Source organism: Paenibacillus sp. 2003 (assembly GCF_031455635.1).
GTDB lineage: Bacteria > Bacillota > Bacilli > Paenibacillales > Paenibacillaceae > Paenibacillus > Paenibacillus amylolyticus_B.
On record NZ_JAVDTB010000005.1, the window covers coordinates 58,550 to 84,455 of the forward strand.

Sequence of the window (25,906 nt, forward strand, 5' to 3'; positions counted from 1 at the left end):
CTTGACAATTCGTTTAACATCGATAAAAATTGCTACATATCACAAAATTCTACTTATTCTGGCTTCACGGCTTCAATACGCAGACGTTTGTAATCGGCATACAGAGCATCATCTTTCCAAAGGTGAGGCTTCACGATCTGACTGGTTTCCTTGCATATTTGTTGTATCTCTTCATGACTGAGACCCTCAAAATAGTCCCCTCCAAAATGAGTCAACCAGCCTACTATACCTTGCTCACCATCTTCCAATCTGGTAGGACGGTCATAGTGATAGGCATGACGCACCACAAAACCACGTTGCTCTAAAATATGGCTATATTCTCCGATCGACGGAAAATACCAAGGATTACGTTCCGATGCACGAATGCCCGTGTTTCGCTCCATAACCTGCTCTAATGCATTCACAATGGTCTGCACGTTCCCTTTACCACCAAATTCTGCGACAAAACGCCCTCCAGACTTCAAAGATTTCCATATACTATCCACCACTAATCGCGGGCTTCGCATCCAGTGCAGGGCTGCATTGGAGAAAACGGCATCATACAGTCTATTCGTCTCAAACTGATGACCGTCTCCTTCCACGAACTCAAGTTCAGGGAATTTCTCCCCCGCACGGCGAATCATGTCTGGCGATGCGTCCATGCCAATAACTTCAGCTCCGGTCAGAGAAATTTCATGCGTCAAATCCCCTGTCCCGCAACCCAGATCAAGAATGTATTCCCCTTTTTGGGGTTGAAGCCAAGAGATCAGATTTTTGCCGTATCCGGACACAAAAGCCAGTTTGTTGTCATACTCATCTGCTTGCCATTGATTTAATGATTTCATGAATACCACCGTCGCTTTCGTTATTGCTATCCTCATTGTGGCATAGAATTGTTTATTCTTTAAATATATAAATTCTATATTATTTATAGGTATAACCAATAAACCAATTCCCTCAAAACGCAAAAAACTTCCCGAAGGAAGCTTCTTGTTTTTTTACGTCCCAGGAGGGATACTCTCCTTCCAGTCGAGACTGCGATGTAGTGCTAACGAAGCGAATGCTCCGACGAACCATTGGGGTTCTCTTCCCCTGAACGCAAGAAAACTTCCCGAAGGAAGTTTTCTTTTTTTACGTCCCAGGAGGGATTCGAACCCCCGACCGACGCCTTAGAAGGGCGTTGCTCTATCCAGCTGAGCTACTGAGACAAATATGTATAATAAATTTTCGGCGCGGTTCTTATTATACTCTGATTTCTATATTTTTCAATAGTTTTATAAAAAAATTAATAATTATACTTAACCACGGGTTCAAAAGGTCCGGTTTTCAGTACCGAGAAGATGGAATGAAGCTAGAAATGGAGTAGCGGAGCGTAGGCAAACTACGTGAGCAACGGACATTTCGGCTGAATTCCATATTCGATGTTGATGATGCCACTAGGCATCATTCGTAATCAAAGGCGATAAATGTACTTTACCGTATTATTCTCATACTCCAATCCCTTTGAGAATATGATAGCTTGAACAGGTTATATTGAGGAGATAGGGACATTTAGAGTAAGATTAACAGCAGACATTTTCAATGTCAGAATCGCTGGGTAATCTTTTGCATACATACATTTCAATGATCCATTGAAGGAGAGAATCGTCATGAGACAACTTTTATCAGCCCTGTCCTACTTTAGTATTTTCTTTGCTCTGTTCCTGTTTCCGATCATTATATGGATTGTTGCCAAGGATGATTACATTGAGGGACATGCAAAACGTGCCTTATTCTCACATGTATTCCCCTTTCTCGCTGCCATTCCGCTATTTTATTTCTTCGTGACTGCGCATAGTCTGGGTTCCGCCGTTGGGTTTGTCATTTTATTCTTTGTGATCTACGGATTAAGCTTTGTGTACAATGTGGTTAAAGGGATTCAAGTACTGCGCGAGTATGCTTGATCACATCTCCACCTGATCTGACCATCGCACAAAAAAAACCGCCGTTCAACAACGGCGGGTTTTTCCAGTTACAGATACAGTCAGAGCAACCAGCAATAGCAACAGGTCACATCTACATATAGCTCAACATCGAACTCTATCCCGCTAACACCACATGTATTGCCGGAGCGTTACCTGTTAAGCCTGCCCGATCAGATAACGCTGAAGTGTCGGACCAAGCAAACCAAAGGCAAACAACTCACTTTGAAACCGAGCTTTATCTTCTTCGACTGTCATGCCTTCACTGTTCTCAAATGCGGTATCTGTCGCCTCTTCAAACGCGGTATGCATATTATTGTTATACCAGTCGATCGCCGAATCGGAGTGATTGCGTACAATCCGAACAACTTCCAGCGAATTTCCGGGCTGTGTTGAGGCCACGTATACAAGTAACGACGGATCTCCGGCATTTCCAGGCTGCACTTCAACCTCTGCACAAGACAATCCATCCACCTCGGTTAATCTGCGTATTTTGGCATCTTGAATGGCATACATTCGTCATCGCGCTCCTTTTCCTTTGTGCTTATCATGTACTTTGTTCAATCTGGTATCGTGTCTCTGGTGTGCCCAATCGGTAAATCTCCCGATACACCTGTTGTAATACCGTTTCATACGCTCGGTTTACGGACTCCTCCGGTGTATCTGGCCATGGGAATACCATGCCAGGAAAGGCCTCTTCCTCCTTTTCCTGCATGAGGCTCAGCAGTCCCAGTAATTGCTCCGCTTCCTGCGGCGTTGCCTGAATGATCCATTCATACGATGTTACCGACGGATCCGGAATAACGGAGCGGCCCATGACAGACACATAATACTTCATACTGTCCATTGCATGTTCTCTCCTTCACAGGCATGTTGAGGCCGTTGTCCCTAGAACTAGTTTCCGAAGAGGACAGACATTTTATGCCTGCTTTCGGCATATATTTGTTACGACCTCTGACGAAAAAGACAACATTTGCTGGTTGCCAGTAATTAAGCAGCCATACGGATGAATGACTCGACCAAGAAAGGATGAACAAACCATGTGCGGTATTACCGGCTTCATACAGTGGAATCGGGATTTGACCCAGGAATCAGAGCTGCTGGTCCGTATGACGGATAGCTTGTCGAACCGGGGGCCCGACGCTTCAGGTACATGGATCTCCAATCCTTGTGCCTTTGGACATCGGCGTCTTAGTGTAATGGACCCCGAGAACGGCGCACAACCCATGCATGCGTTACAGGGAGATACCTCCTATACCGTCGTGTATAACGGAGAACTATACAATGCACCCGAGTTGAAAAAGGAATTGCTCCAGCGGGGGCATCAGTTCCGCACGCAATGTGATACGGAAGTGTTGCTCGCCTCTTATATTGAGTGGGGACCGGCATGTGTTGACCGGTTTAACGGTATTTTTGCTTTTGCCATATGGGATGGGGGACGCGAACAGGTTTTTATCGCACGAGATCGCCTTGGCGTGAAACCTCTGTTCTACAGTAATGCCAAAGACACACTCGTATTTGGCTCAGAGCCCAAAGCTCTGCTTATTCATCCAGATGTAGAAGCCGCTGTTGGCCCCGAGGGATTGGCCGAAGTGTTTATCGTAGGTCCTGCACGGACACCAGGACACGGCGTTTACTCTTCACTAAGCGAACTCAAGCCTGCGCACGCGCTGATCTATAACCGAAACGGGATCCGAACCTATGCCTACTGGAAACTGGAAAGCCAGAACCACGAACATAACCTGGAAGAGACGGCAGCCGAGGTACGATCTCTCTTGCAAGATACACTGGAGCGCCAGTTGGCTTCGGATGTTCCAGTATGCTCTCTTTTATCAGGAGGACTGGACTCCAGTGCCTTGTCTGCATTAGCCGTGGATTATTACAACCGGACCGGGCAAGGCCAAGTCAGTACGTATTCTGTCGATTATGTGGATAATGCCAAGCATTTTCAGGCGCATTCCTTTCAGCCGGGTGCGGATGGACCCTGGATTAAGCGAATGGTGGATGAACTCAAGACCGACCATCACTGGATTGAGATTGAGAACGGAGAACTGGTTCATGCATTGACACAGGCCATGCTAGTAAGGGACCTGCCAGGTATGGCAGATGTAGACTCCTCGCTCTATTTGTTCTGTAAAGAAATCAAAAAAGGGGCCACGGTTGCCATCTCAGGTGAAGCAGCGGATGAAGTGTTTGGCGGTTACCCCTGGTTCCATCGAGAAGATATGCTGAACTCCGGGACGTTTCCGTGGTCTGTAGCGCCTGATATGCGAGCAGCCTTGTTATCCCCGGACATTAGGGAATGGATTCGGCCACTCGACTATTTGGCAGACCGCTATTCGGATGCAGTGGCTGAAGTGCCTCTGTTGGATGGAGAAACAGGTAAAGCTGCACAAATGCGTGTGATGTCCTACCTGAACATTACACGTTTCATGCCTACACTTCTGGATCGCAAAGACCGAATGAGCATGGGGGCAGGACTGGAAGTGCGGGTACCTTACTGTGACCATCGTCTGATCCAGTATGTGTTTAACATCCCGTGGGAAATGAAAATAACCGGCGGACGGGAAAAAGGTATTCTGCGCAAAGCACTCGAAGGTGTCCTGCCTGACGATGTGTTATATCGCAAAAAGAGTCCATATCCAAAAACACATAATCCGCAATATCTGGCCGCGGTCAAACAACAGGTACTTGATATCCTGGATGATCCCACATCACCTATTTTGCCTTTGATCGACAAAACTCAGATCCGCAATCTTGCGTCTTCACCAGATGCAGCTTCCAATCTTCCCTGGTTCGGACAGTTAATGTCAGGGCCACAGTTATTTGCATATCTGACTCAGATCAATACCTGGTTGCGGACATATAAAGTCGCTATTCGATAGAATTGCCTTTCTGATTTCCATTCACAAAAAAAAGACGTCCGGTGAACAGCATAACTGTTGCTCACCGGACATCTTATTGTTATACACAAATCAATTCATATGTGCTGAAATTGACATTGAAACCCGTCCATCGTTACATTTTTAGTGAAGCTACTTTAATGTTTATTTCGTTCTCCCTTGCCGTGCTTATCGGTTAATGAATACCGGATTACGTTCAAGCAGCCCGCTGCCAAACGTTTCCCTGAACGGGGAATCCTCCATATGGATATAACCGATGTAACAGCCACATTTTTTCATGCGACAAGGCCGATCCTCAGACAAAGCCTGCAAACCATCGCGATATAGATGTCCAATGATTCGGCGATCCTTGTAACACCTCTTCACATGCCCGGACCCCTGTACATAAAATACTTCCGAACCGGCAGCACATCGTTTGCCCAAGCTCTCATAATCCTGCAGATTACCTTCAAAAAGCGGATCAAGCCCACGTAAAAACTGAATTTCTTCCGGCGTGTAATACTTGGGCCGATCTTTGAAGGCATTTACCCACATATACACATCATCCGGCAAAGCCTGTCTCATGGACTCAATTGCGGGGAAAGCACTACGGAGTCCGACAGTACCGACACTAAAAGCAAGTCCCATCTGACGCAAGGTCAGACATTGTTTTACAAAAGAAGCTTCTTTTGTCTCACGAGGATGATACGTCGCCCAAAAGGCTGCTTTATTCGCATCCAGCTCCCTCGCCCAATCCAGCTTGACGGACAGGTTCGTTTGAATCGCAACTTTATCCACATGTGGCATATGTGACAGCTCAACCATCGCTTCCCGGTACCAACGACGTACCAAAGCTTCACCGTAGGGATTGAAAAAAATCGAAAATTGATGCCCGGCACGCTCTTGCTCCCTGACCCAATTTACAAATTGACGCAATTGTTGATCATCCACTTCCAACGTCTCTTTGGAATCCACGGTTTTGCTAAAAGGGCAGTATGGACAGTCGTAATTACAGGAAGACAACTTCCCCCGATAATACAAAGTTGCTCTCATGAGAAAACAAACCCTTCCATCTGTTCACGAATTTCGGCAGATATAAGCCAATCTCCAATCGCATCGGAGTAACCCAGTCCTTCTTCTGTCAGACGTAGCACCTGCTTGCCCTCACCGCTCTCCAACTCCGCCATGCCCTCTGTCAACAGTTCAGCCAACCAGACATAGTCGGACATCACATCGGTACCAAAGCGCTGTTGGTAGTCAGACAACGTCAATCCCTCCCGATGCAGCAAGGCTTTCAGAATAAAGCGTCGTCTCTGTTCCTCACGGCTTAACACGATGCCATAATCCGCCACATCGTAGCGCTCAGTTGCCACATAATCGGCAATAATGCTCTGTGTGGCCTTGTAACTCACGCCGTACTTGGAAGCATAATGTACTTCACTCGTATAAGAGCGTGCGCCACACCCCAGACCAACCATGCCTTCCTCCTGACAGCTGTATGGCAGAAGTGCTTTCGAGGACGACTGTTCTTTGGCAAATCTGCGCATCGAATATTGCACATAACCTTTGCTTTTCAATGTCTCACGTGCCGCTATATACAGCTCCATCCGAATGTCAGGTCCCTGACGGCGAATATCATCAGGCTTTACGATTGTATTTTCCCGTGTGTACAAGGGATAGATAAAGATCTCGCCCGGTTCGTAGGCCAGCACTCTTTCCAGTGAATAGATCCACGATTCCACCGTTTGACCCGGCAAACCATAGATCAGATCCAGATTTAACAATGGGAAATCGTACCGAGTAAGCTTCTCAAGCGCTCGTTCGACCTCCTGCGGTTTTTGTGGACGATAGATGGCAGATGCTTCAGCTTCAATGAAACTCTGGATACCCATACTAATACGATCCACACTTCGCTCCTTCATAATGGCCAGCTTGGCGTCCGTAACGGTATCCGGCGACGTTTCCACCGAAATCGATGCTTGCGCAGGGTCCAGCCCCATCACATGTTCAGCAATATCAAAAAGACGATTCAACTGAACCTCATTTAATAATGTAGGCGTTCCTCCACCAATCGCGAACCGGGAATACGGTCTTCGAGATGTAATGGGTGCCCACTGCTTCGCCTGACGTTCCAGAGCATCCACATAACGTTCATGCGTATCATCCCGTCGATCCGGCAGGGTGAACAGATTACAGAATCCGCAACGAGCAGCGCAAAAGGGAATATGCATATATAAAAAATACGTATCGGTATTTTCTCGTTCCCACAGTGTTCCTAACGGCAGTGGTGGGTCAAGCTCCCGATAGGCGGTCTTGTGCGGATACGAGTATAAGTAAGAACGATAAGGGAATGCCAGTACTTCACTGAGGCCTGTAGCTATATTGGATCCGGACTGTGTGGAATGGCCTGTTGTAATATGTTGTGATTGTTTATCCATCGGTTTCCTCCTGTCTCCGGTTGTTGTCCTCATAAGATCAATACATTCTATAATTCTATACTAAAAATTCACGGTAAGGCACCGTCCAGACGACATCATGTGCAAGCCGGTGTCCTTGATACCCGTCTTCACCGTAAGCTGTACCATGATCGGAAAAAGCCAGGCAATACGCAGGCCGAGCGCGTTTCCTCATCGCCTCGAACAATGGTCCAAGAGCCTCATCTACATATCGAAGTGCAGCTCGCTGAGTCTCCACCGAGTCCTCCTTCGCTCCTTCTACAAAGTAACGATTGGGTCCATGAATGGCAGACACGTTCAAAAACATAAATATCTTTTCATCCGGCGATGTCTGTTCAAGCAACTTTAATGCATGCTGTACCTGATGCTCTGTTGATTTGGGGTTGGTTACCCCAAAGTTCATTCGCCAGTAACTCTGTTGGAAATAGCTGGGCAATACTTTCGCAAGCGGGTTTTTTTTCGTAAAAAAAATGACGCCGCCAATACAGATGGTACGGTAACCTTCAGCTGCGAACCCGGATACGATATCCGGTGTATCAAACAACCAGGTGTGCGGATGTGTCTTGAGTCCGGTATTCAGGGAATGAAATAGCCTTACATGAGATGCCTTATCTGTATTGGCAGGGGTCGGCATAAAACCACCAAAAAAAGCATGGTGCGCCGCATATGTAAAACTGCCTGGGGTATGACGCTTCTCCCACGGACCCGAACCACATAGATTAGGACAATTCTCCTCTTCCAGCTTGGCTACGTCATATCGTAACGTATCCAGCGTAATCATTAACAAATCATGGGAGCCCACGATGGTGTTCATATCAGGCATGTTGAATAGGCTCCTTTCGTAAAAGTTCCATTTCCCACTCGTAGGTTCCGAGGCCATGATGCTCAACCCTGTATAACAGATCTCCAAACGGATTCACATCCAGCACATAGGCACGCGGATTCGACCCACTAGTAAGCATCACATCAATCCCGGCTGACCACGAGTTGGGAAATGCAGACATGGCTGCTTGCGCTACCGACCGAATCAGTGACATCCGCTGTTCATCCAACCCTGCTTCAGCAGGCAGCATACGCTCATTGCGCAGATGTAGATTAGTAATTGGCGTACGGCTCAGCCGCATAATCGCATGACCTGCCTGTCCACCCGCAACCAGTTGGCGAATATCGTAGGCCCGTTGATCAAGCGTAGCTTTGGGCATCCACCGTTCAATCTGTGCACCTTCTGCACATAAACAGTTCATCAGCGTAATAATCTCTTCACTGCGGGTATACTTGCGTAGACGTCCTTCATTGAAGAAAATCGTCTTGCCCTGTCTCTGTTCCATCCCCATCGTTGTTACAGCGATTTCATCACCCGTTCGAGGATTGACTTGATAGGCAACAACTCCTGAAGCCCCGGAGCCGCACGCAAGCTTCACAAACACACGATGCATCTCGGCAACCTTCATTGAGCTACGCAGGTCCATATAATCGCAGATTGGCTGCGAAGATTGAAGCGCTGGAGGTACATCAACTCCATGTGAAGATAGATGCTGCTGACATGTTCTCTTGTCAAACATCAATTGGATATCGGCGGGATCATTCATGAATCGGACTACAGGCCATATTTCCCGAGACTCACGGCCAATTCGATCCAGACATTCTTTCCAGCCACGGAACCACTGGGCAGGAGCGTATATTCTTCCCCACTCCTGTTCCAGCGTAAGTGCCTGTTCTGCGAAAAATGCTTCTGTACCCATTCCACCCGTTAATGTTGACGTATCGTTCATAGCTCCAAGGGACAGTAGTTCACGCTCCACTTCCCAATCCTCTCCTGGAGCATCTATTCGAATCAGGGGTACAGGCAGATTCGCATCTACTGTATCAGCGACGGTTCGTCCGTGTCTCCAATTCTGGAGCAATTGAGCATATGGCAGTACAACCGCAGGTTTCAGCCCTAATCTATGCCTAGCCTCTTGCAGCCCTTGTGTTCGTCGGTTATCAGGGTTTCCAATCAATAAAAAGGGCTGATCTTGCGTTGGATCAGGCATACCTATTGGTTGATGCATGCTTTCTTTCATTTCCGTAACACCTGACATCATCTATTCCGTTAACGACGGGTAACGCCAGTCATCCTCATCACTCTGTTGCTGGTCGCTAACATCTACAGATATACCCGATTCGTTCCAGCGACTGATCATTTCATTGGTCATGTAATGGTAACTTAGATCAAGATGTTTCAGTTTCTTGATCTTGTCACTGGCAAGCAACGCCTCAGCCCCTTCATCGGACAACGTTCCTTGCGATAGATCCAGTACTTCAAGTTGATCCAGAATAGGTGCTTCAGCTGCTGCTTTGGCAATCTCATCCTGAATTTCACTGTCTTTCAGACCCAAGTAAACCAGCTTTGGAAATAATCCTTTTTCTAGCAAAGGGAGTACGTCTTCAAGTGATCCATCAAAACCATAATTATCCACACCCAGGTACAGTTCCAGTTTACGCAATTCAGGCAACTTGGCATGGGTGATTGAAGATAACACTTCTTTCGGGAGACCACCACAAATAATAATCAATTCTTCAAGCTTGGCATGCTGGAGTGGTTCCAGACTGAGGCCGCTACTGCCCATTACAGAGAATGATTTTAATTCTGGAAAGGCACCTAACAGCGGTGTGAGATTTGTCTGGATAATCCACGATACTTCACATTCTTCGAATCCCATATCTCCAATAAACAGTTTCTTCAATGACGGAAAACTTGGAGCCGACTCGATAAGCGTACCCATGAACTCATCAGGCGAATTTTCATAAGCCTGTCCCCAATCTCCGATGACCAGACTTTCCAATGAGCTGGCCTCCGGTTTAGCCGCCAGTTCCTTTATTAACTTTTCCATACGAATGCCGTCCTCATAATCATCGTAAGATACAACAAGCTTCACTTCTTGCATGAGTAGATCCCTCCGTTTAAGGTTCATATATGATTCGTTAATTTGAATGTTAACCCATACCACACAAGGCTTGCAACTTCTTCCAACTCCAGTCCCAATGAGATTCCCAATCGTGCAATGTAAACCATTTCTCTTGTAGGTAAAAGAACATACGTTCTGATATGTAGTCACAAAAAAAGCCCTCACCATTAGGTATATGGATGGACCTTCACCAAACCCGATCAAACACTTCATTTCATACAAAAAGCGTTAATGGCGGGTGAACCATTCCATCGGAATGTCCTGTCCCTCCATTAACGCTTTGATGTTCACATATCATGAATTTAAATCAAGATGTTTCGTTTAGTCTCAGCCTTCAAGTCTGGATACAAGCGCTCTCAGCGCGTGACCACGGTGGCTAATCGCCTGTTTTTGCTCAAGCGTCAGCTCTGCCATCGTCATCTCGTATTCAGGTACATAGAAAAGTGGGTCATATCCAAAACCGCCAGCACCTGCAGCTTGAGCCGTGATCCAGCCTTCGGCAGTGCCTTCCGATTCATACTTATCACCTGTTGTCGGATCGTACAGTACCAACGCACAGACAAAACGAGCCGGACTTAGTAGCGGCTGTTCGGTGTCCTCACCGGATTTCAACGATTCCAGCGTCTCCAGCAACTTCGCATTATTCTGTGCATCCGTTGCTCCTTCGCCTGCATATCTCGCTGAATATACTCCCGGCTCCCCGTCCAACAGATCTACGCAAAGTCCTGAATCGTCTGCCAGAACAGGCAAACCAAGCGCATCACCAACCGCCTTGGCTTTCTTCCAGGCATTCTCCGCAAACGTTACGCCGTCTTCTATCACATCCGGCAGCTCCGGATAGTCAAACATGCTCTTAACCTCTTTACCAAGCGGTGCGAAAGCATGAGCGAATTCACGGACTTTACCCGCATTGCGGGTTGCAACAATGAGGATTGGGCTGTCCAAACTCATCTTAAGCTTCCCCTAATCCACGCGCGCCGATCTTGAGCGCAATCGGGCCGAGCACTTCTTTTTGACGCTCGATCATCTCCAGAATTCCCTGCTCACCAAGTTCCAACATCGCGTTCAACTCACGGCGATCAAATGGAGCTTCCTCACCTGTTCCCTGAAGCTCGACGTATTTACCGCCGCCTGTCATCACCAGGTTCATATCCACCTTGGCTTTGGAATCTTCATCATAGTTCAGATCCAGTACAGGCTGTTCACCCACAACACCCACACTTACCGCAGCAATGAAATCCGTAATCGGGAATACTTGCAGTTTGTGTTGTTGGGAAATCTTGTTCACAGCAAACGCCAGCGCTACAAACGCACCGGTAATGGACGTTGTGCGTGTGCCTCCGTCAGCTTGAATGACATCACAGTCCAAGGTAATGGTACGCTCGCCAAGAGCCTGCAGATTAACTACCGAGCGCAGTGCCCGACCAATCAGACGCTGGATTTCCATGGTGCGTCCAGTTAATTTCCCGCGATTGGCTTCACGTTGGTTCCGAGTATGTGTTGCACGTGGCAACATGGAATATTCAGCTGTTACCCAGCCTTTTCCTTGCCCTTTCATAAAGGGAGGAACACGTTCCTCCACTGTAGCTGTACAGATCACCTTTGTATCTCCAACTTCAATCAGTACAGAGCCCTCGGCGTATTTATTCGTGTTCACTGTTAAATTCAGCGGGCGCAGCTGTTCGCTGGTTCGTCCGTTTGATCTCATATTTTCTGCCTCCTACGACTTAAGCATCCTGTAATGTTGAGCTTGTTAACATTTTTACGAATCCCTTATATTTTACCAAAGAGTTCGATTAAAAGCATCCTTAAGCATTCCTTGCTCATTAAATCGGAATTTCGTTGATATATTCAGGCTTGGAAACCGGCGCACTGTAATCCCTGTTGTCGTCACCCATGACCGTTTTTTGGCCATTCCATTCGATCTGCACTTTGGCATCCTTGCTGGCTGTGTTCTCCGCAGTAGTTAATACGACAGACTGTAAAAGCTCGCTTGGCACGATATCCCCTTCGGCAAACATATCATCTTTCAAGGCAACCGTGACCGTGCCATCCTCTGCCGTTTTGACCGATTGCAGCTCCGTTCCGCCTGTCATGACCTCTTCCAGTTCTCCACCTTTGTCAGGTCCCTTGATCAGTTCATTCAACGCTGCCTGCACCCGATCTTCACCAGGTGTAACCAGACGTGTCACCGGAACATAATATTGGATGCCTGCTGGTGAAGCAGCGGAGAAATAGACCGTTACCGGGCTGCTGTTGGTCACAAACGTATCACCCAGATCCAGATTGATTCCCACAGCCCGATTCAGCGGTTCAGGCAGCGGCGTGCTGTTCACCGGCATTTGTGTTAACTTTTTGCCATCCACCCAGATCTGCACATTCTCCACATCAGGCGTTCCCGTCAATGTCCACGTGACAGCTTCTAGCATTTTCCGTTCTTCCTTCGCATCATACTTGGCAAAATTACCCGAGAACTCAACGACCGCCAGCTTGTCATCCGCGTGAATCGTTACATTCTGCACAACCGTTCCCTGCGGGAGAACGCCCTGGAATCCTTCAGGCAGCATACCTGCATAGGCCCCGCCTGTGACAAGTGTATCCAGTGCTGTCTTTGGACTGCTGGCGTCTGTTCCAGAAGGAAGTGTCAGGGATACCGGAGCGAGCAGCCCCTGCTGGTCTTGCAGATATACCGTCGTTAATGGGAGCGTTGCGAGCGCACCATTCCCTTCGGCTGCTTGAATCATGGCTGCTTCCTGAATAGGCGGTGGTGGATCAACAGCTTCGGAAGACTGTGCTCCAAACATGCCGCAGCCTGACAATACCATAGGAATACTCAGCAGCGCTGCTGCCGATACCGTACGCAAAGATTGGATCTTTCTCATGATCACGTTCCCCCTCATCATTTTTACAGTTTGTACTACCATGTATACGAGCCTTTGTCCAAAAAATAACTAAAAGATAATCGCTTCGCTAAAAACTTATATATTATCTTAAAGAAACGTAAAACAGGTTAATAACGTATTAGGAAGCAAGAGTAGGGACATTGCTAACTTCAGAGGAGGAATCGCCCATGGAACATCCTGAGCAAGAAAAAATCCCTTACAGCCTGAATAGCCGCAAAGTGGCGGAGGCAACAAGGGAATGGCTGCATAAGCGGGGCGTCACGATCCCTGAGATCGCAGAGCTGGTTATGTTATTGCAGAAAAAGTACTATCCTGATCTTACGATGGAAGAATGTATTGAAAATGTGGAGAAGGTTCTCCGTAAACGCGAGGTACAGAACGCTGTCCTGACCGGTATTCAGCTCGATATTCTGGCAGAACAGGGTCAACTCATATCTCCTTTGCAGGAGATGATTGAGAACGATGAAGGACTGTATGGCGTGGATGAGATTTTGGCATTCTCCATCGTCAATGTATATGGCAGCATTGGATTTACGAATTATGGTTATGTGGACAAGCTGAAACCAGGGGTGCTTGAACGACTTAATGACAAGAGCCTGGGCCCTGTCCACACGTTCTTCGATGATATTGTCGGTGCGATTGCATCGGCAGCGAGCAGTCGGATCGCCCATCGCAAACAATCCGAGCTTGAAGAAGCACTGGGAGAAAAACCTGTCAGTGATGACGCTGTATAATGCTAACTCGTTTCATATCTGAAGTCATGTGGAACATTGGACATGTGTATGGATGCTTCGTGAAATAACTGTTCAATAAAATAACTGTTCATGGAAAAAGCGGCCAGATGGCCGCTTTTTTGCATGTGTAAGATACTTTTTGATGATCCTCATGTTTTTATTTCAGATGTTTAGGTCGTACCGTTCCCACCAAACCAAAACCTTCAACCCAATTCTGCTCGGTAGGTGAACCAGATGTTGCCCGTTTCGGTCCAATCGTGATTTCCGGGCCTTTGCGCTCTCGCAACATGCCACGCAGCACAGTGATGCCAGCGATGCTGAGTCCGGTAAATACATACATCATCCGCATGATAATGTTGCCTGAATCTGATCCTGTTACCATGCCGTGAACCAGCAGACCAATGAACACCGGATAGGACAACATGTGGAACATGAACCACCATTTACGGCCCAGCTTGTTCCGCAGATCACTGGATAACAGGACAATCACTAATCCGTAGAAGGCTAACGTTCCCAGACCACTGCCGATCGGATGCACAGAAGCGGTAAAAGGAATCAGAAGTTCGCCCCAGGTCAACGGGCTATAGTGATCAATATATAATGTTAATGCGTGCACGAGTCCAAGTCCGAAGGCGAGCCAGGTCGTTCGAGTATGCCATTTGAACATGGTCGCTTTAGGTTTGCCTTTGGCCATAGGCATCCCTTGTGCAATGCCCAGAAATACACCGGCAAAGAGCAGCACATAAGCAGCAATTCCACTAATTCGAATGATATTCCACGTCGGCAGGTAATCTACAATCCATTGTGCCATAACCGGCTCCCCCATATCTGTTAGACTTGTCCCCGTTTATATCAGACTGAAGCGATGATCCGGATCAAAACCGGGCCAGTGCTCAGCGAGCGTATCCGTATTCCCTCTAAAAAAAATACTCTCATCCCGTGTCATCCACAGGACGTCATGCCGATCGTAATGTCGGTTTAACCAACCCACCGCCTCGGCACTACCCAAAATGCAGACCGTCTTGGCAATGATCTCGCATTGCGAAGCATGCTGTCCCAGAACCGTACACTGCAATACGTCCGTATCTGCCGGCTCCATCGTCCGTGGGTCAATGAGGTGGTGTGCAAAGCTTCCATCCGTATTCTGCCATTGTCTGCGGGAAATACCCGAAGTGGCAACAGCTCCTCGCTGTAAACGGATCGCTCCCGACACAGCACCCTGATTCTGCAAAGGATCTTCTACTTGCAAGGTCCACTGGGGATAGTCCGGTGTACCCCATACCTGAATATCTCCACCCGCGTTAATTAAACCCGCCGGGATATGCAATGTTCGCTGCAACCAGTCCGCAATGCGCTCCACCGCCCATCCCTTAACGATCCCTCCCAGATCCAACTCAGCTCCAGGGTCCAGATGAACCATCCGGCTACCTTCCCGCTGAATCCATCCCGGACGACTGTGGTCATGCCGATCCTCCATCATTCCTGAACTTTCAGGTGTTCTTGTTCGCAAAATGCGCTCAAGCAGCGGACGTTGCGGTTGTCGTTGTTGCACCTTCTCGAAGCTTATATCATATCCCGAAGCCTGAAGAGCCTGCGAGATACCCGGTTGGAAAATTCCTTCAGTCAGACCAATATATCCATAGGCCAGACTCAGCACTTCATCCATAGCAGCGGAGATGGGTATCCATCCGGTTGCATGATTCAGACGATTCAGTTCACTGTCTGCCACAAATCGGCTGAAGCGCTGCTCCTGCGTCTCAAACCAATTCTTGACCACAGTGGCTGCATGTTCAGCTTCTTCCCGCCCAGCGGACAGCTGCACTTCAACATCTGTGTTCATCGCACGGAATTGAAATCGGAGCGGACGAGCGACTTGCTCCGTGCGGCTCATGATGCACCTGTACGTGACTGATAGTTGCCACTGCTGTATCCGGGGTCTGTACCCTGGTTATTTTGCCCGATACGCTGAGAATCTGAATAATTATCCTTGTTACTCACGCTCTGATCTGGCCGAGCTGCTTGTGTGCTATCGGTTGTTCCATTATATTGACTATCATTATTGTCATTGTCCTGCGTGTTCCAGTTGTTGCTGTCCGTTGTACTGTTGATCCATTCGTCCATCACATCATCCCGCGTATCCACCTGGCTTGAAGCAGTAACGCTTGTATCCGTACCATTCGCTGCTGCATAGGCTATATCAAAGGCATCCGAAGTTCTTACATATTGAAAGAGTGCAGCCACTGTCAACGTTGCTGCCGCTGAAGCTTGCCATTTTCTCCATTGATTCCGTTTTCTTCTGGTCATCGCTCTTCCCTGCTTTCTTTAGGGTGTGTCTCAAGACACGCCCTAGCGAAGTTCATAGATGTATCATAGGCGCGCTGGCTTAAAAATAGATGAATGAACCGTTAAGAGAGGCTAAAAAGGCCCAGAACAGGTGAATTTCCTGTCCCGAGCCTCTATATAAGATCGCATTATCATTTCATATCCATATCAACATACCGTTAAAATCGAAAATAGAACGTGCCATCCGGTTGCTGCTTTTGCTTCACTACTTCGCGTCGAATTAACTCCTGCAAATGGGCTAACGTCTCACTCATGGCAAACCGCAGTTGATGGGTACCCAGCCGATTCCCAAACATGTGCACACAGATGTCATAAGCATTCGCCGGTGACTCCTGAATTCGCTCCGTCATCTTCTGAAGACGTTCCTCGTGATGAGCCAGCAATTGTACTGTCCGTTCGGTGAACTCGGCAAAAGGATTCCGATGTCCCGGATACGCATGCTTGACGTTCAGCTCCCCAAGACGTTCCAATCCTTCCATATAAGACAATAATGGCTGAGGGTCACTGCCGGGTTGCAGACTGATATTCGGTGAAATCTGTGGCAAAACGGCATCTCCGCACAGAATCTCCATGGACTCCGGCGCATAAAAGGATAAATGGCCTGGGGCATGTCCACCTGTCTCTACAGCAATCCAACGTTTCCCGCCCATATCGAGCCACTCGCCATCTTCAACAGGTGTGACATTCGGAAGTGGCGTGATCTGCGAAGCAAATGCCTTCATATGTTCATGTATCTGCTCAGTCTTGTCTTCCGGCATACCATAACAACCATAATAATCAGGTAATATTGTATTGATGTGTGAATTAGGTCCCCACATATAATCGGCCTCTTGGCGGGAACGTGTGGACATGCGAACGGGTGCCCCTGTCATCTGTTGCATCCAACCCGACAATCCAAGATGATCGGGGTGATGGTGGGTCAGTACAATTTGACGGATATCGCTAAAGGTCAGGCCGAGATCTGCCAGCGCTTCAACCCACTCCTGTTCTGTTTCCGAATTACGCGGTCCCGGATCTATAATGGTTATCTTCCCATCCGGTTCTGATAACAGATAACTGTTCACCCATCTTAAGGGAAACGACATGCTGATCTTGACCCGGTGTATGCCCTCTGTCATGGGCATCTCTTCTGTGCGCTTCATGTTATCCCCCTTCCAGACTGTCTCTGTTCACTCCACAGGACGAAGACCCACAAAAATCATGCGTGGCGAAGTCTGCTCGTCATATTTCTCTTCATCATAGCCGCCATGTACCTGGTCTACCCGGAGTCCGGCGGCACTTAACATCTGACTCAGTTGATCCCGTGTGTACAACTTCACACGCTCCTGATATACCCGCGGTTCATGTCCGGATGTGGTGTCCGTAATGCGAATCTCCTTCTGCACAAACCCATCCTCAATCTTGCGGAACTCCTCAATCCGCTGCCCTTCATCCTCTCGGACGGAGTGTGGCACCAGATGACGAGTCACATAAGCCGTATTCATAAAATCAATAATATAGCTGCCACCCGGGCGAAGCATGCGATGAATGGCACGTAATACTTTCAGTTGTTCTCCGTCCTCCAGGAAATAACCAAACGATGTGAACAGATTAACTACAGCGTCAAAGCCACCTTTCAACGGCAGTTCACGCATGTCCGCATGACACCACGATACTCGGTGTTCTGTGTCCATTAGGCGCGCTTCACGTAGAAGCACATCGGACAGATCAACTCCGGTCACTCGCAATCCTGCATCAGCAAGTGCCATGGAGTGCCGTCCCATACCGCAGCATAGATCCAATACTTCAGCATTGGGCTCAAGCTTCAACCAATTAATCATTTTATGTACTTCCTGATAGGCACCCTGCACATCCCGGTGCTTGTATACGAGAAGGTAATCTTCTCCAAAACTCTTTTCATACCATTCCGTCATCCATTCTCGCCCTCCACTTGTCACTGGCTCTCTATCTATAGTCACTGTTGTACAAGCCTGATCATTTCCCCTAGCTTTAATGTATTGTACCGTCTTTATTCTGCAAACTCAAAAAATTCCAGTGATTTTCCAACATTGAACAGCCAAAATGCACACGATATAATGTTAGACATATGCCTGCAGATCGGTTAATTATAAGCAACAGGAGGTGTTCTTATGATTCACATCGGACTTACCGGATGGGGGGATCAGGAAGATCTCTATCCAAACCGTACCAAAGCCAAAGACAAGCTCAGTCTATACGGACAATACTTCTCCACCGTGGAGGTGGATAGTTCCTTCTACGCCGTTCAACCCCGGGATCGAATGGCACGGTGGGCTGCAGAGACGCCCGAATCCTTTGCTTTTATCATCAAAGCCTATCAGGGAATGACCGGACATCTGCGGGGCAAACCCTACTTCACCAGCACGTCGGAGATGTATAAAGCTTTTCGGGAATCACTGGAGCCTGTCATTGAAGCTGGCAAGATGCAGGCAGCCTTGTTTCAATATCCACCTTGGTTTGAGTGCAATAAGGACAACGTAAAAGAGCTTCGTGAAGTGAAACTGAGAATGGAAGGTATTCCGTGTGCCCTAGAATTCCGTCATCGCAGCTGGTATGAAGATGGCATGCGCGAGCGGACGCTTTCGTTCATGAAGGAGCAAGGCTGGATTCATAGTGTCTGTGACGAACCTCAGGCGGGTTTAGGTTCCATTCCTATCGTGCCACAGGCGACGGATTCGGAGATGACGCTGGTTCGCATGCACGGACGCAACGTGTCCGGCTGGCATCAGAATGGTGCGCCTAATTGGCGCGAGACCCGTTATTTGTACCGTTACAACAAGGAAGAATTGTTGGAATGGAAAGGGTATCTGGAGCAATTGCAAGAGCAGAGCAAGGATATCTATGTTATTTTTAATAACAACTCCGGTGGCGATGCAGCGGCGAATGCACAGATGATGATGGACCTGCTGGACCTGCCAGTGAAGCCTTTTCCTGACCGTACTGAACCAGAACAGAAAGAAGGACCGGAGCAGCTGGAGTTATTTTAATGCACGCTAAAAACAGAGTTATTCATATTATTAGGTGAAGGTAAGTGTATTTATCATTGTTATTATGCTGATCAAATTCGGGATTGGAATAACACTAAAAAGCGGCAAGCCTGAGGGCATTGCCGCTTTCTTTAGCTGGTAATCTACCTATAGAAGGCTATCCACATACCTTCGTTTCGTTGCGTCAAACATCAGCGCTGCGCGGCTGTAACCGAAGAATCGATATGCGCCTCACGGAGCTGCTGATTCATTTTATGCGCTTCAATGCCAGCCAAGAGCACAATGCCAATCCCGTGGGTATCGTTCAGATTCCATCCCAGATCATCGCGATAATACAAGGCTGTAAACGAGTACCCGGAACCGCGGCATACCCCGTATATATTACCTTTATAGTCAATCGACAAACGTGTCATACCTTCCCATCCTTTACGTACCGCCTCCAAATAAGGCTCCGGCTGTTCCAGCCAGCCTTCCCGAATACCACGGGCATAAGCGTAGATGAACATGGAGGTGCAGGAGGTTTCTTCATACGAATCCGGGCGGTTCAGCACCTGATGCCATAGTCCATTTTCCCCTTGCAGCGCCAGATAACCTTGACTTAGATCACGATAGAAACATAATAGTTCCGGCCGCTTCGCATGATCATGTGGCAAGATCGTTAACAATTCGGTCAATGAAAAGAGCACCCACCCGTTCCCTCGTCCCCATGGAATACCTGTCGCCCGACCACGCACAAAATCATACACATGGGACATAATCTGTTGTTCGGGAAGGTAGAGGTATTTACGGAACATCAGAAACTGATTGATCGCATCATCCCAATACGTCGCCTCTCCTGTCAACTGACCATAACGCATCAGAAAAGGTGTGCTCATGTATAAGTCATCACACCACATCGTCTCCTGACGCATCTCCCCACTGCCGCGAACCCGGTAAAAGGCACCATCCTCCAGACGTTCCTGCTCATCCGTAATGTAGCCCGCAATCCGATCCGCCGTGTCTCTTCCCCCACGAATATCACCCAACTCCATCGCAGCAAGCAGTGTAGAGCCAAACGAACCACAATCATCCAGACTGTCTATCGCAGACAGTTGATTATTGATTCCTGCCGCACCATATCCTTCCCGATCCCACAGACCATAGCGGTCGAATGAAGTACTCAGTTCAATATGTTGCCGAACATACTGAATGTAATCATCCCGTCCCAATTCCTGTCCTGTCTGGAGCAGTCCAAGCAGGGTAACGCCAAGCGGATAATTCCACTTTCCGTAATGTGTATTCTCCAGATAGGGACGAACATGCGTATCGGGAAGATCTACCCGCCAATATACACCTTGTGCGCCATCATCAAACACGGTATCTGTTCGCACGATGTCAGCATGGGATGGTTCAGCGCCGGGAGCAAACACACCTGTGTACAGCCAGGGGTCAGAGCATCCTGCAACCGGATGAGGTGGTTTCAGGCTCCAGCCTGTGGAACCCGAACGCTCGGCATCTTCCAAAGTGAATCCCCATGATCCACTAAGTGCTTGAATTTCACCTTTCGCGACCAGATCCGAAGAACCGTAACGGCGTGGGAGTTCAACGCGGAAGTTACCGCTACTTCCAGCAGAGTATATTTCCGTCCCATCCACATACAGAGTCAAAACACCATCATGATTTCCTTTTAAAATAATTGGCGTTGATCCCGGCAAGATTACATCCAGTCTCGTCCATGCATAAGCCACAGCGGGTTGTTCCGTACCAAAGATGCGAGCAAATGAACCCTTGCTCTGCTCCTCATCTGTCCAGCCCCTTCGCGGATACCAGGAAAGGCCCGTTTCTTCTTCCGTCATGCCGACACGAGGAAGAGATAATACAGGTTCATCGACGGGTTCCGAATATAACCAGCCCTCCTGTCCTTGACGATCTGCCCCAGGAGTGAGGAAGTGCAGCGGGAAATTTTTGAACGAGGCTGTTCCGTAAATACCGCCGAATCCTACTTCTGTTTTGACAAAACATAGCAACACATCATTCCAGCCATAGTTCATGGAAATCGGAATCTGGGTTCTTCGCTCGGGAAATAACTCCTGCAACAACTCAGACTTGAATACCTCTTCGCCGTTCACATAGATCGTCACCGGACTATAACAGTTCAGGCCCGTATTTAACGTTGTATTCTGCTCGCTCCATAACTTGCCCCATACATACACGTACTGCCCTGCATGCGCCTCTACGCATTTCTCATTCAGATTCAGGTCGTAGCGATAGTCCCCAAGTCTACGAAAACCACCCTGATGATAAGCTCTGAACAAAAATGAATGTTTCGGATGATCACCAATATAACGCTGAGCCACCGTTGTCAATATATCCGGAATTGAATCGTACACCTTGCCTGCAATCGCCTCGTTCTCATGAAAATAACGAATGATCGTCAGCTCCCTTCCTTATACCTTGATTCGTTCGCTTAGCCGCAATGTCTCTCCGCCCTGCACTTCAACAACCTGTTGATCTGCCGTGAACCAAACCGGGATGGCAGACGGATTATGGATGATGGATCGATCGGCTGAACACTCCAATCGTTGCACCGCTTTCCAATAGGCAATCACTTCGATGTTCGTCGCGTACCAGATGTCGTTCCTGCCGCCAATCTGCTCACCAAACTGTTCGATGATCTCCCAGTTGTCGTTATCATTGAACTCGTAACTATGACCCCAGACGTAGAGTAATAGTGGCGTACCTGTTTTGGAATGTTGGATAAAACGTTTGGCATGTCCCGCCAGATCATGGTTATGATGACAGGTCGGGTGCCATTCAAGGGGACGGTCTGGCAACGTGTATCTGCCATGTGATTCAACGGTACGAGCATAATCGATGCCAAGCCACTCCAGCTTTGTACTTAACGCACGGTCATATCCTCCGTTGGGATATGCCATGCCTCGTACCGGATAACCGACGAGCTGCTCCAAGGCTTTTCGGTCTTCCATAATCTCTTCGGTCAATAGTTCATTCGGAACATAAGGTAGCGAAGGGTGAGTAACGGTGTGAACGGCTACTTCATGCCCCGTATAAAGTTCAGCGACTTCCCCAGCCTCAATGCGGCCTGGATTACCCAAGGTACCGGAGTTAAGATTAAAGGTTCCCCGTAGACCATACCGATTACAGATTTCCACCAGTCTGCGATCATGCACCACTCCATCGTCATAACTGAGCGTTAACGCTTTCATCACACCACCTGGATAGCGGTCAAACTGAATACGATGTCCCATCCCTTACTTCCACTCCTTTATACCAATTCTTCAACAGGTACATGACCTGCATCCTGTAATCGATGATGTTCCGAATCAAAATACGTACCTTCCAGCAGGCCGATCAATGTGTTGGTAATCCGCACTTCAATGTCGTTGTCTCCCGAACGCAACCAGGAGGCCTCTCCCTGCCAGCGATACGGAGACCAGCATCTCACACCCAGACTATGTCCGTTCACCCGCACTTCCACCACATCCTGCACACGCCAATCGCTAAATTCCAGTTCAAACGAGGTAATATCTTCCCCTGGCTCATCCAGCCAGAACGTGCGTTTATAACTCATTTCCCCGGCAAAATAGGGATACAGCGGCTGCGGTTCAGGTCCGATACGAAGGGCCGTGTCCGACTCCCGTACAAGCGAAGCCATGCCTTCATGATGGAACTCCACGCCGAATCTTCCCTGTAGATACAGGGGATCCACGAGGCCATCCTCATCTTTCGTTACCTGCACAATCACCGTCATTTCGTTAAGACCGCTGTGCAGCAGCTCTGTAATATCACAAGCGATATTATTGTGGTCGGTTATTTCAATTGGATCGAATTGTTTCTTTTCAAGCGGTTGCCCATTAATCTCCATCGACCAAGTGCCTGATATCGCCGCTCTGTCCATGAATAAAAGGCATGCAGACAATGCCGTTCTCAGCTCAAATGTGGTCGTATAACGGCACTCGATCGGGTAAGCAACGGATGCCTTTTTCGGTGTGCCAAACACCTGATTAAACTGGACTGGCAGATGCTGCTGCTTCGATAATTCTGCCGCCTGATCAATAAACGGTTTTACAGCTACATGCTGGCTTTCCAGAATCACACCATTAGCATGGGAAGCCTGAAGATGGAATTGTCCCATTCGCAAAATGTTAGGCTGCACCGTTTCCAGTCGCCATGGCCCTTCCGAAGGGACCATGATCTTACGGGCCTGATTAGCTCCTGCCGATACAGCCGTTACGAACGCCGAACCCGTTTTGTCTGTTACATCCACCTTCGTTGTTAATGCCTCTTCCTTCGCAGGTTGTAAAGTAAGACGAACAGCATGTGCTTCATAAGGCGCCAGCGTAAGTGAAATACAACATTCCCCTCCACTGCTCGTATACGGTAATGTCTGAAGCTGTCCTGTCTCCAGATCGAGTCGTTCTGTCACGAGACAAGCACCCTCTGCCAGCTCCGTTCCTTCCCACAGCTGTCTGGTGACCAGCTTCAACTGTCCCTTCAGGTCCTGACCCTCCTGATTGGTCAAGAAAACCATATGCTCCCCATCGGACAATTGACGGGTGTGCATCAACAGGGAGGCGCTCTCCTCCTCCATAATCCAGCAAATGGGTTCCGGCAATACCTGATCGAGCAGGAGAGAGATCAGCTCCAGCGAAAAGTCATCTCCCTGCCCCGTTCCTGCGGGTAGAAAATAAGCATTCCCCTCACCTTGATGCCACATGGTTTCACGGTTATCGTGACCCGTGTCCCCTCCACGGCCCCAGTACACCTCTTGCGGCTGCTCGCCCGCACCAAAGAACTGGGTAGCTTCATCTCCCTCCGGACTTCCCGGCTGAATCGCAATATGTGGAGGCATCCCAACAGAAATGGCGGTCCCTCCCTGATGAACGAATCGCTTCACCTGTTCCCAGGCCGCGGCCTCCAGATTCAGCATCGGTGGCAGAATCAGTACGTCATAACGGGCAACGCCGATCTGAATGATGCCATCCGTTAAGTCAGCTTCAGCCAACAATTCGGGATCAAGGTGATCATAGTCACGTCTGTTCTCAAGCAGATGTGTCGTGATCCTCATCCAGTCCTTCGTTAGACGATTCAGTTGCACCCGTTCTGCTTCGTCTTCGCCGCTATACTCAAATCCATGCAGCGGATTACCCATCAGACTCCAGAATGTCGTCGTTGGGTCAAGCACGGCAATACGAATATCTGCTGCTCCGGTGCTCATGAGATAGCTCAAACGTCCGGTATAATCCCCCAACTGCCGGAAATGCTTCCAGTAGGGATTCTGTAAAAATTGAGATGGCGGTGCATCATGCTTTGCCAGCCCACCAATCGTATAGAAAAAGGCGTGAAAGTTATAAAAATTGGTGCCCATGGCGGCCATTCGATCGATCATCCACTTGGCATCCTGTAGCGTCATCGACCAGCCCACACTGTGAAAACATTCAATCAGATTGCGGCTTCGGCCCAATTGCCGGGCAAGCGAACTGACCATCTTGGGATTGTCACGCATCTTTTGGCCGTATCGTTCCAGAATCCACGATAAGGATCGTCCAATTTTCTCATGGGCCGAATCACCACCTGGCATATGGCTGAACAACTGGGTGGTCATCCGTACGCCAGGCACTTCAGCCGCATACTGGATTCCTGCTTCCTCACACCAGTCATGCACCTGTTTGTGATAGGACTCCCTGAGAAGCAGGTGCAGTGACTGGTAATAGTCATACCGAATCCGATGCGCGTCCGGAACATCACCATATAACAGCGCCGGTAGCGAATCGATCAGACTATAACCACAACGCTCGCTGAAATAACGGGGAAGCTGTGGTGACCAGGGGATACGACCCAGCGGTGCAATCTCATCCGAGAACATGCCTTTGATTACGCTTTCAAATTGATTTCCAACCGCTGACTTATAACGCTCATGTGTCAGTTCAATAAAACGGCTCATCGCTTCCTTGTGACAAGGATCAACAAAGTTGCCGTAATATTTGAAATCATCGATCTCTTTTTCCTGAAATATAATCAACTCCCAATCACCCGGGGGAACATCCCACAACAAGCGGAATGCTGTTCGGTAGGTGAAGAACCGCTTACGGTTATACGATGTGAGCCCTGTCTCCTGATACACCTGGTCCGTCTGGATATTGCCGATTTTATTTCGCAAGTCAATGGATTCATGCCACAACCGTTTGCCCTGTGCATCCTTGGGAATCGCCTTGGCAACCAAGACTCGTCCCCATGGCAACTCCAGATCCACAGCTTCTCCGCCCTGAACCACCAACTGATGATGCACGAGCTGGCGCTGCTTCGCTTCAGGAAAATCAAGGGTCACTTCCCCGCCAGCCATTCCACTCGGATAAGGATACTCGTCATATAACCATACCTGCATGCCATGGTCGGCAGCTGCCTGCACTGCAACCCGCACCTTATCAAACCATGCTTCGGAGAGATAGGGAATTTGCAGTCCTTGACGTGGACAGATAAAGAATCCACCTACTCCTTGCACGGCCATCTCAGCCACCTGCCGCTTAATCTGTTCTTCTTCCATATCCCCGTTCCAGAACCAAAAGGGATGAACCCGGTACTGCGCCTCTGGATTACTAAATGCATCCCCGTCCCACATGTTGCCTTCCTCCCTGCCTGTTCAAGAGTGGTGTCCAACTTTACCAATAACGTTCATTTCAGTTCGAATAGGTTTG

23 protein-coding genes and 1 tRNA gene are annotated in these 25,906 nt (G+C 48.5%); 4 read left to right on the forward strand and 20 right to left on the reverse strand.

The window, feature by feature from the left end:
* Nucleotides 1–53: 53 nt before the first annotated feature.
* Together J2X75_RS20365 and J2X75_RS20370 are read right to left on the reverse strand one after the other, a co-directional pair.
* Nucleotides 54–824 carry a class I SAM-dependent methyltransferase gene (locus tag J2X75_RS20365; protein ID WP_310339565.1) on the reverse strand — a complete coding sequence of 257 codons (771 nt, stop codon included), beginning with the start codon at nucleotides 822–824 and terminating at the stop codon, nucleotides 54–56.
* A gap of 289 nt (nucleotides 825–1,113) precedes the next feature.
* Nucleotides 1,114–1,187 (reverse strand) — tRNA-Arg (locus J2X75_RS20370).
* A gap of 441 nt (nucleotides 1,188–1,628) precedes the next feature.
* On the opposite strand from J2X75_RS20370, the gene J2X75_RS20375 reads away from it, so the two are divergent.
* Nucleotides 1,629–1,922: a magnetosome magnetite crystal formation protein family gene (locus J2X75_RS20375; RefSeq protein ID WP_310339567.1), complete on the forward strand. Its 294-nt coding sequence runs from the start codon at nucleotides 1,629–1,631 to the stop codon at nucleotides 1,920–1,922.
* A gap of 177 nt (nucleotides 1,923–2,099) precedes the next feature.
* Here J2X75_RS20375 and J2X75_RS20380 read toward each other — a convergent pair whose 3' ends face one another.
* Nucleotides 2,100–2,456, reverse strand: coding sequence for a hypothetical protein (locus J2X75_RS20380; protein ID WP_076211283.1), 357 nt, complete (start codon nucleotides 2,454–2,456; stop codon nucleotides 2,100–2,102).
* A 31-nt stretch (nucleotides 2,457–2,487) separates the two neighbouring features.
* Nucleotides 2,488–2,787, reverse strand: coding sequence for a hypothetical protein (locus J2X75_RS20385; RefSeq protein ID WP_017692581.1), 300 nt, complete (start codon nucleotides 2,785–2,787; stop codon nucleotides 2,488–2,490).
* A 193-nt stretch (nucleotides 2,788–2,980) separates the two neighbouring features.
* On the opposite strand from J2X75_RS20385, the gene asnB reads away from it, so the two are divergent.
* Entirely contained in the window at nucleotides 2,981–4,825 is a 1,845-nt protein-coding gene (gene asnB / locus J2X75_RS20390) for an asparagine synthase (glutamine-hydrolyzing) (protein ID WP_091037612.1), read from the forward strand.
* A gap of 186 nt (nucleotides 4,826–5,011) precedes the next feature.
* On the opposite strand, the gene J2X75_RS20395 is transcribed toward asnB, so the two are convergent.
* From J2X75_RS20395 to J2X75_RS20430, 8 genes are all read right to left on the reverse strand, one after another.
* A complete protein-coding gene (locus tag J2X75_RS20395) occupies nucleotides 5,012–5,875 on the reverse strand; it encodes an STM4011 family radical SAM protein (protein ID WP_310339573.1) in 864 nt (287 codons plus the stop codon).
* Nucleotides 5,872–7,260: an STM4012 family radical SAM protein gene (locus J2X75_RS20400; RefSeq protein ID WP_310339575.1), complete on the reverse strand. Its 1,389-nt coding sequence runs from the start codon at nucleotides 7,258–7,260 to the stop codon at nucleotides 5,872–5,874. Before J2X75_RS20400 ends, J2X75_RS20395 begins: the two co-directional genes overlap by 4 nt.
* Before the next feature lie 55 nt (nucleotides 7,261–7,315).
* Nucleotides 7,316–8,101, reverse strand: a complete 786-nt coding sequence (locus J2X75_RS20405) for an STM4013/SEN3800 family hydrolase (RefSeq protein WP_310339577.1) — start codon at nucleotides 8,099–8,101, stop codon at nucleotides 7,316–7,318.
* Nucleotides 8,094–9,341, reverse strand: coding sequence for an STM4014 family protein (locus J2X75_RS20410; protein WP_310339578.1), 1,248 nt, complete (start codon nucleotides 9,339–9,341; stop codon nucleotides 8,094–8,096). The genes J2X75_RS20405 and J2X75_RS20410 overlap by 8 nt, the downstream gene beginning before the upstream one ends.
* A 21-nt stretch (nucleotides 9,342–9,362) precedes the next feature.
* A complete protein-coding gene (locus J2X75_RS20415; RefSeq protein WP_310339580.1) occupies nucleotides 9,363–10,205 on the reverse strand; it encodes an STM4015 family protein in 843 nt (280 codons plus the stop codon).
* A gap of 348 nt (nucleotides 10,206–10,553) precedes the next feature.
* Nucleotides 10,554–11,177 carry an XTP/dITP diphosphatase gene (locus J2X75_RS20420; RefSeq protein ID WP_124117689.1) on the reverse strand — a complete coding sequence of 208 codons (624 nt, stop codon included), beginning with the start codon at nucleotides 11,175–11,177 and terminating at the stop codon, nucleotides 10,554–10,556.
* Nucleotide 11,178: 1 nt separating this feature from the next.
* Nucleotides 11,179–11,934: a ribonuclease PH gene (gene rph, locus J2X75_RS20425; protein ID WP_310339582.1), complete on the reverse strand. Its 756-nt coding sequence runs from the start codon at nucleotides 11,932–11,934 to the stop codon at nucleotides 11,179–11,181.
* Between the two features lie 118 nt (nucleotides 11,935–12,052).
* Nucleotides 12,053–13,108 carry a GerMN domain-containing protein gene (locus J2X75_RS20430; protein WP_091037631.1) on the reverse strand — a complete coding sequence of 352 codons (1,056 nt, stop codon included), beginning with the start codon at nucleotides 13,106–13,108 and terminating at the stop codon, nucleotides 12,053–12,055.
* A gap of 188 nt (nucleotides 13,109–13,296) precedes the next feature.
* On the opposite strand from J2X75_RS20430, the gene J2X75_RS20435 reads away from it, so the two are divergent.
* Nucleotides 13,297–13,863 (forward strand): phosphatidylglycerophosphatase A family protein, encoded by a 567-nt coding sequence (locus J2X75_RS20435; protein ID WP_307542531.1) that lies wholly within the window; start codon nucleotides 13,297–13,299, stop codon nucleotides 13,861–13,863.
* Between the two features lie 157 nt (nucleotides 13,864–14,020).
* On the opposite strand, the gene J2X75_RS20440 is transcribed toward J2X75_RS20435, so the two are convergent.
* The 5 genes from J2X75_RS20440 to J2X75_RS20460 form a co-directional block, all read right to left on the reverse strand.
* Nucleotides 14,021–14,674, reverse strand: coding sequence for a ferric reductase-like transmembrane domain-containing protein (locus J2X75_RS20440; RefSeq protein ID WP_310339587.1), 654 nt, complete (start codon nucleotides 14,672–14,674; stop codon nucleotides 14,021–14,023).
* Between the two features lie 36 nt (nucleotides 14,675–14,710).
* Nucleotides 14,711–15,754 (reverse strand): FAD:protein FMN transferase, encoded by a 1,044-nt coding sequence (locus J2X75_RS20445; RefSeq protein ID WP_310339589.1) that lies wholly within the window; start codon nucleotides 15,752–15,754, stop codon nucleotides 14,711–14,713.
* Nucleotides 15,751–16,167 carry a hypothetical protein gene (locus J2X75_RS20450; protein ID WP_310339591.1) on the reverse strand — a complete coding sequence of 139 codons (417 nt, stop codon included), beginning with the start codon at nucleotides 16,165–16,167 and terminating at the stop codon, nucleotides 15,751–15,753. The genes J2X75_RS20445 and J2X75_RS20450 overlap by 4 nt, the downstream gene beginning before the upstream one ends.
* Nucleotides 16,168–16,364: 197 nt before the next feature.
* Nucleotides 16,365–17,348: an MBL fold metallo-hydrolase gene (locus J2X75_RS20455; protein ID WP_310339593.1), complete on the reverse strand. Its 984-nt coding sequence runs from the start codon at nucleotides 17,346–17,348 to the stop codon at nucleotides 16,365–16,367.
* A 27-nt stretch (nucleotides 17,349–17,375) separates the two neighbouring features.
* On the reverse strand, nucleotides 17,376–18,119 hold the full coding sequence (locus tag J2X75_RS20460) for a class I SAM-dependent methyltransferase (protein ID WP_310339596.1): 744 nt from the start codon (nucleotides 18,117–18,119) through the stop codon (nucleotides 17,376–17,378).
* Nucleotides 18,120–18,335: 216 nt separating this feature from the next.
* Between J2X75_RS20460 and J2X75_RS20465 the strand changes: the two genes are divergently transcribed.
* Nucleotides 18,336–19,211, forward strand: coding sequence for a DUF72 domain-containing protein (locus J2X75_RS20465; RefSeq protein WP_310339598.1), 876 nt, complete (start codon nucleotides 18,336–18,338; stop codon nucleotides 19,209–19,211).
* 191 nt (nucleotides 19,212–19,402) lie between these two features.
* Here the strand turns inward: J2X75_RS20465 and J2X75_RS20470 are convergent, their stop codons facing one another.
* The 3 genes from J2X75_RS20470 to J2X75_RS20480 are packed head-to-tail and all read right to left on the reverse strand — an operon-like array spanning nucleotide 19,403 to nucleotide 25,830.
* Nucleotides 19,403–21,580: a glycoside hydrolase family 88/105 protein gene (locus J2X75_RS20470; protein WP_310339601.1), complete on the reverse strand. Its 2,178-nt coding sequence runs from the start codon at nucleotides 21,578–21,580 to the stop codon at nucleotides 19,403–19,405.
* Nucleotides 21,581–21,637: 57 nt separating this feature from the next.
* A complete protein-coding gene (locus J2X75_RS20475) occupies nucleotides 21,638–22,459 on the reverse strand; it encodes a polysaccharide deacetylase family protein (protein WP_310339603.1) in 822 nt (273 codons plus the stop codon).
* Between the two features lie 17 nt (nucleotides 22,460–22,476).
* Nucleotides 22,477–25,830 (reverse strand): glycosyl hydrolase, encoded by a 3,354-nt coding sequence (locus J2X75_RS20480; RefSeq protein WP_310339605.1) that lies wholly within the window; start codon nucleotides 25,828–25,830, stop codon nucleotides 22,477–22,479.
* Nucleotides 25,831–25,906 lie beyond the last annotated feature (76 nt).

Bases quoted from the DNA above. Each gene is read 5' to 3' on its own strand.
- J2X75_RS20365 (WP_310339565.1), bottom strand. From the start codon at position 824: ATGAAATCATTAAATCAATGGCAAGCAGATGAGTATGACAACAAACTG.
- J2X75_RS20375 (WP_310339567.1), top strand. From the start codon at position 1,629: ATGAGACAACTTTTATCAGCCCTGTCCTACTTTAGTATTTTCTTTGCT.
- J2X75_RS20380 (WP_076211283.1), bottom strand. From the start codon at position 2,456: ATGTATGCCATTCAAGATGCCAAAATACGCAGATTAACCGAGGTGGAT.
- J2X75_RS20385 (WP_017692581.1), bottom strand. From the start codon at position 2,787: ATGGACAGTATGAAGTATTATGTGTCTGTCATGGGCCGCTCCGTTATT.
- asnB (WP_091037612.1), top strand. From the start codon at position 2,981: ATGTGCGGTATTACCGGCTTCATACAGTGGAATCGGGATTTGACCCAG.
- J2X75_RS20395 (WP_310339573.1), bottom strand. From the start codon at position 5,875: ATGAGAGCAACTTTGTATTATCGGGGGAAGTTGTCTTCCTGTAATTAC.
- J2X75_RS20400 (WP_310339575.1), bottom strand. From the start codon at position 7,260: ATGGATAAACAATCACAACATATTACAACAGGCCATTCCACACAGTCC.
- J2X75_RS20405 (WP_310339577.1), bottom strand. From the start codon at position 8,101: ATGCCTGATATGAACACCATCGTGGGCTCCCATGATTTGTTAATGATT.
- J2X75_RS20410 (WP_310339578.1), bottom strand. From the start codon at position 9,341: ATGAAAGAAAGCATGCATCAACCAATAGGTATGCCTGATCCAACGCAA.
- J2X75_RS20415 (WP_310339580.1), bottom strand. From the start codon at position 10,205: ATGCAAGAAGTGAAGCTTGTTGTATCTTACGATGATTATGAGGACGGC.
- J2X75_RS20420 (WP_124117689.1), bottom strand. From the start codon at position 11,177: ATGAGTTTGGACAGCCCAATCCTCATTGTTGCAACCCGCAATGCGGGT.
- rph (WP_310339582.1), bottom strand. From the start codon at position 11,934: ATGAGATCAAACGGACGAACCAGCGAACAGCTGCGCCCGCTGAATTTA.
- J2X75_RS20430 (WP_091037631.1), bottom strand. From the start codon at position 13,108: ATGAGAAAGATCCAATCTTTGCGTACGGTATCGGCAGCAGCGCTGCTG.
- J2X75_RS20435 (WP_307542531.1), top strand. From the start codon at position 13,297: ATGGAACATCCTGAGCAAGAAAAAATCCCTTACAGCCTGAATAGCCGC.
- J2X75_RS20440 (WP_310339587.1), bottom strand. From the start codon at position 14,674: ATGGCACAATGGATTGTAGATTACCTGCCGACGTGGAATATCATTCGA.
- J2X75_RS20445 (WP_310339589.1), bottom strand. From the start codon at position 15,754: ATGAGCCGCACGGAGCAAGTCGCTCGTCCGCTCCGATTTCAATTCCGT.
- J2X75_RS20450 (WP_310339591.1), bottom strand. From the start codon at position 16,167: ATGACCAGAAGAAAACGGAATCAATGGAGAAAATGGCAAGCTTCAGCG.
- J2X75_RS20455 (WP_310339593.1), bottom strand. From the start codon at position 17,348: ATGAAGCGCACAGAAGAGATGCCCATGACAGAGGGCATACACCGGGTC.
- J2X75_RS20460 (WP_310339596.1), bottom strand. From the start codon at position 18,119: ATGACGGAATGGTATGAAAAGAGTTTTGGAGAAGATTACCTTCTCGTA.
- J2X75_RS20465 (WP_310339598.1), top strand. From the start codon at position 18,336: ATGATTCACATCGGACTTACCGGATGGGGGGATCAGGAAGATCTCTAT.
- J2X75_RS20475 (WP_310339603.1), bottom strand. From the start codon at position 22,459: ATGGGACATCGTATTCAGTTTGACCGCTATCCAGGTGGTGTGATGAAA.
- J2X75_RS20480 (WP_310339605.1), bottom strand. From the start codon at position 25,830: ATGTGGGACGGGGATGCATTTAGTAATCCAGAGGCGCAGTACCGGGTT.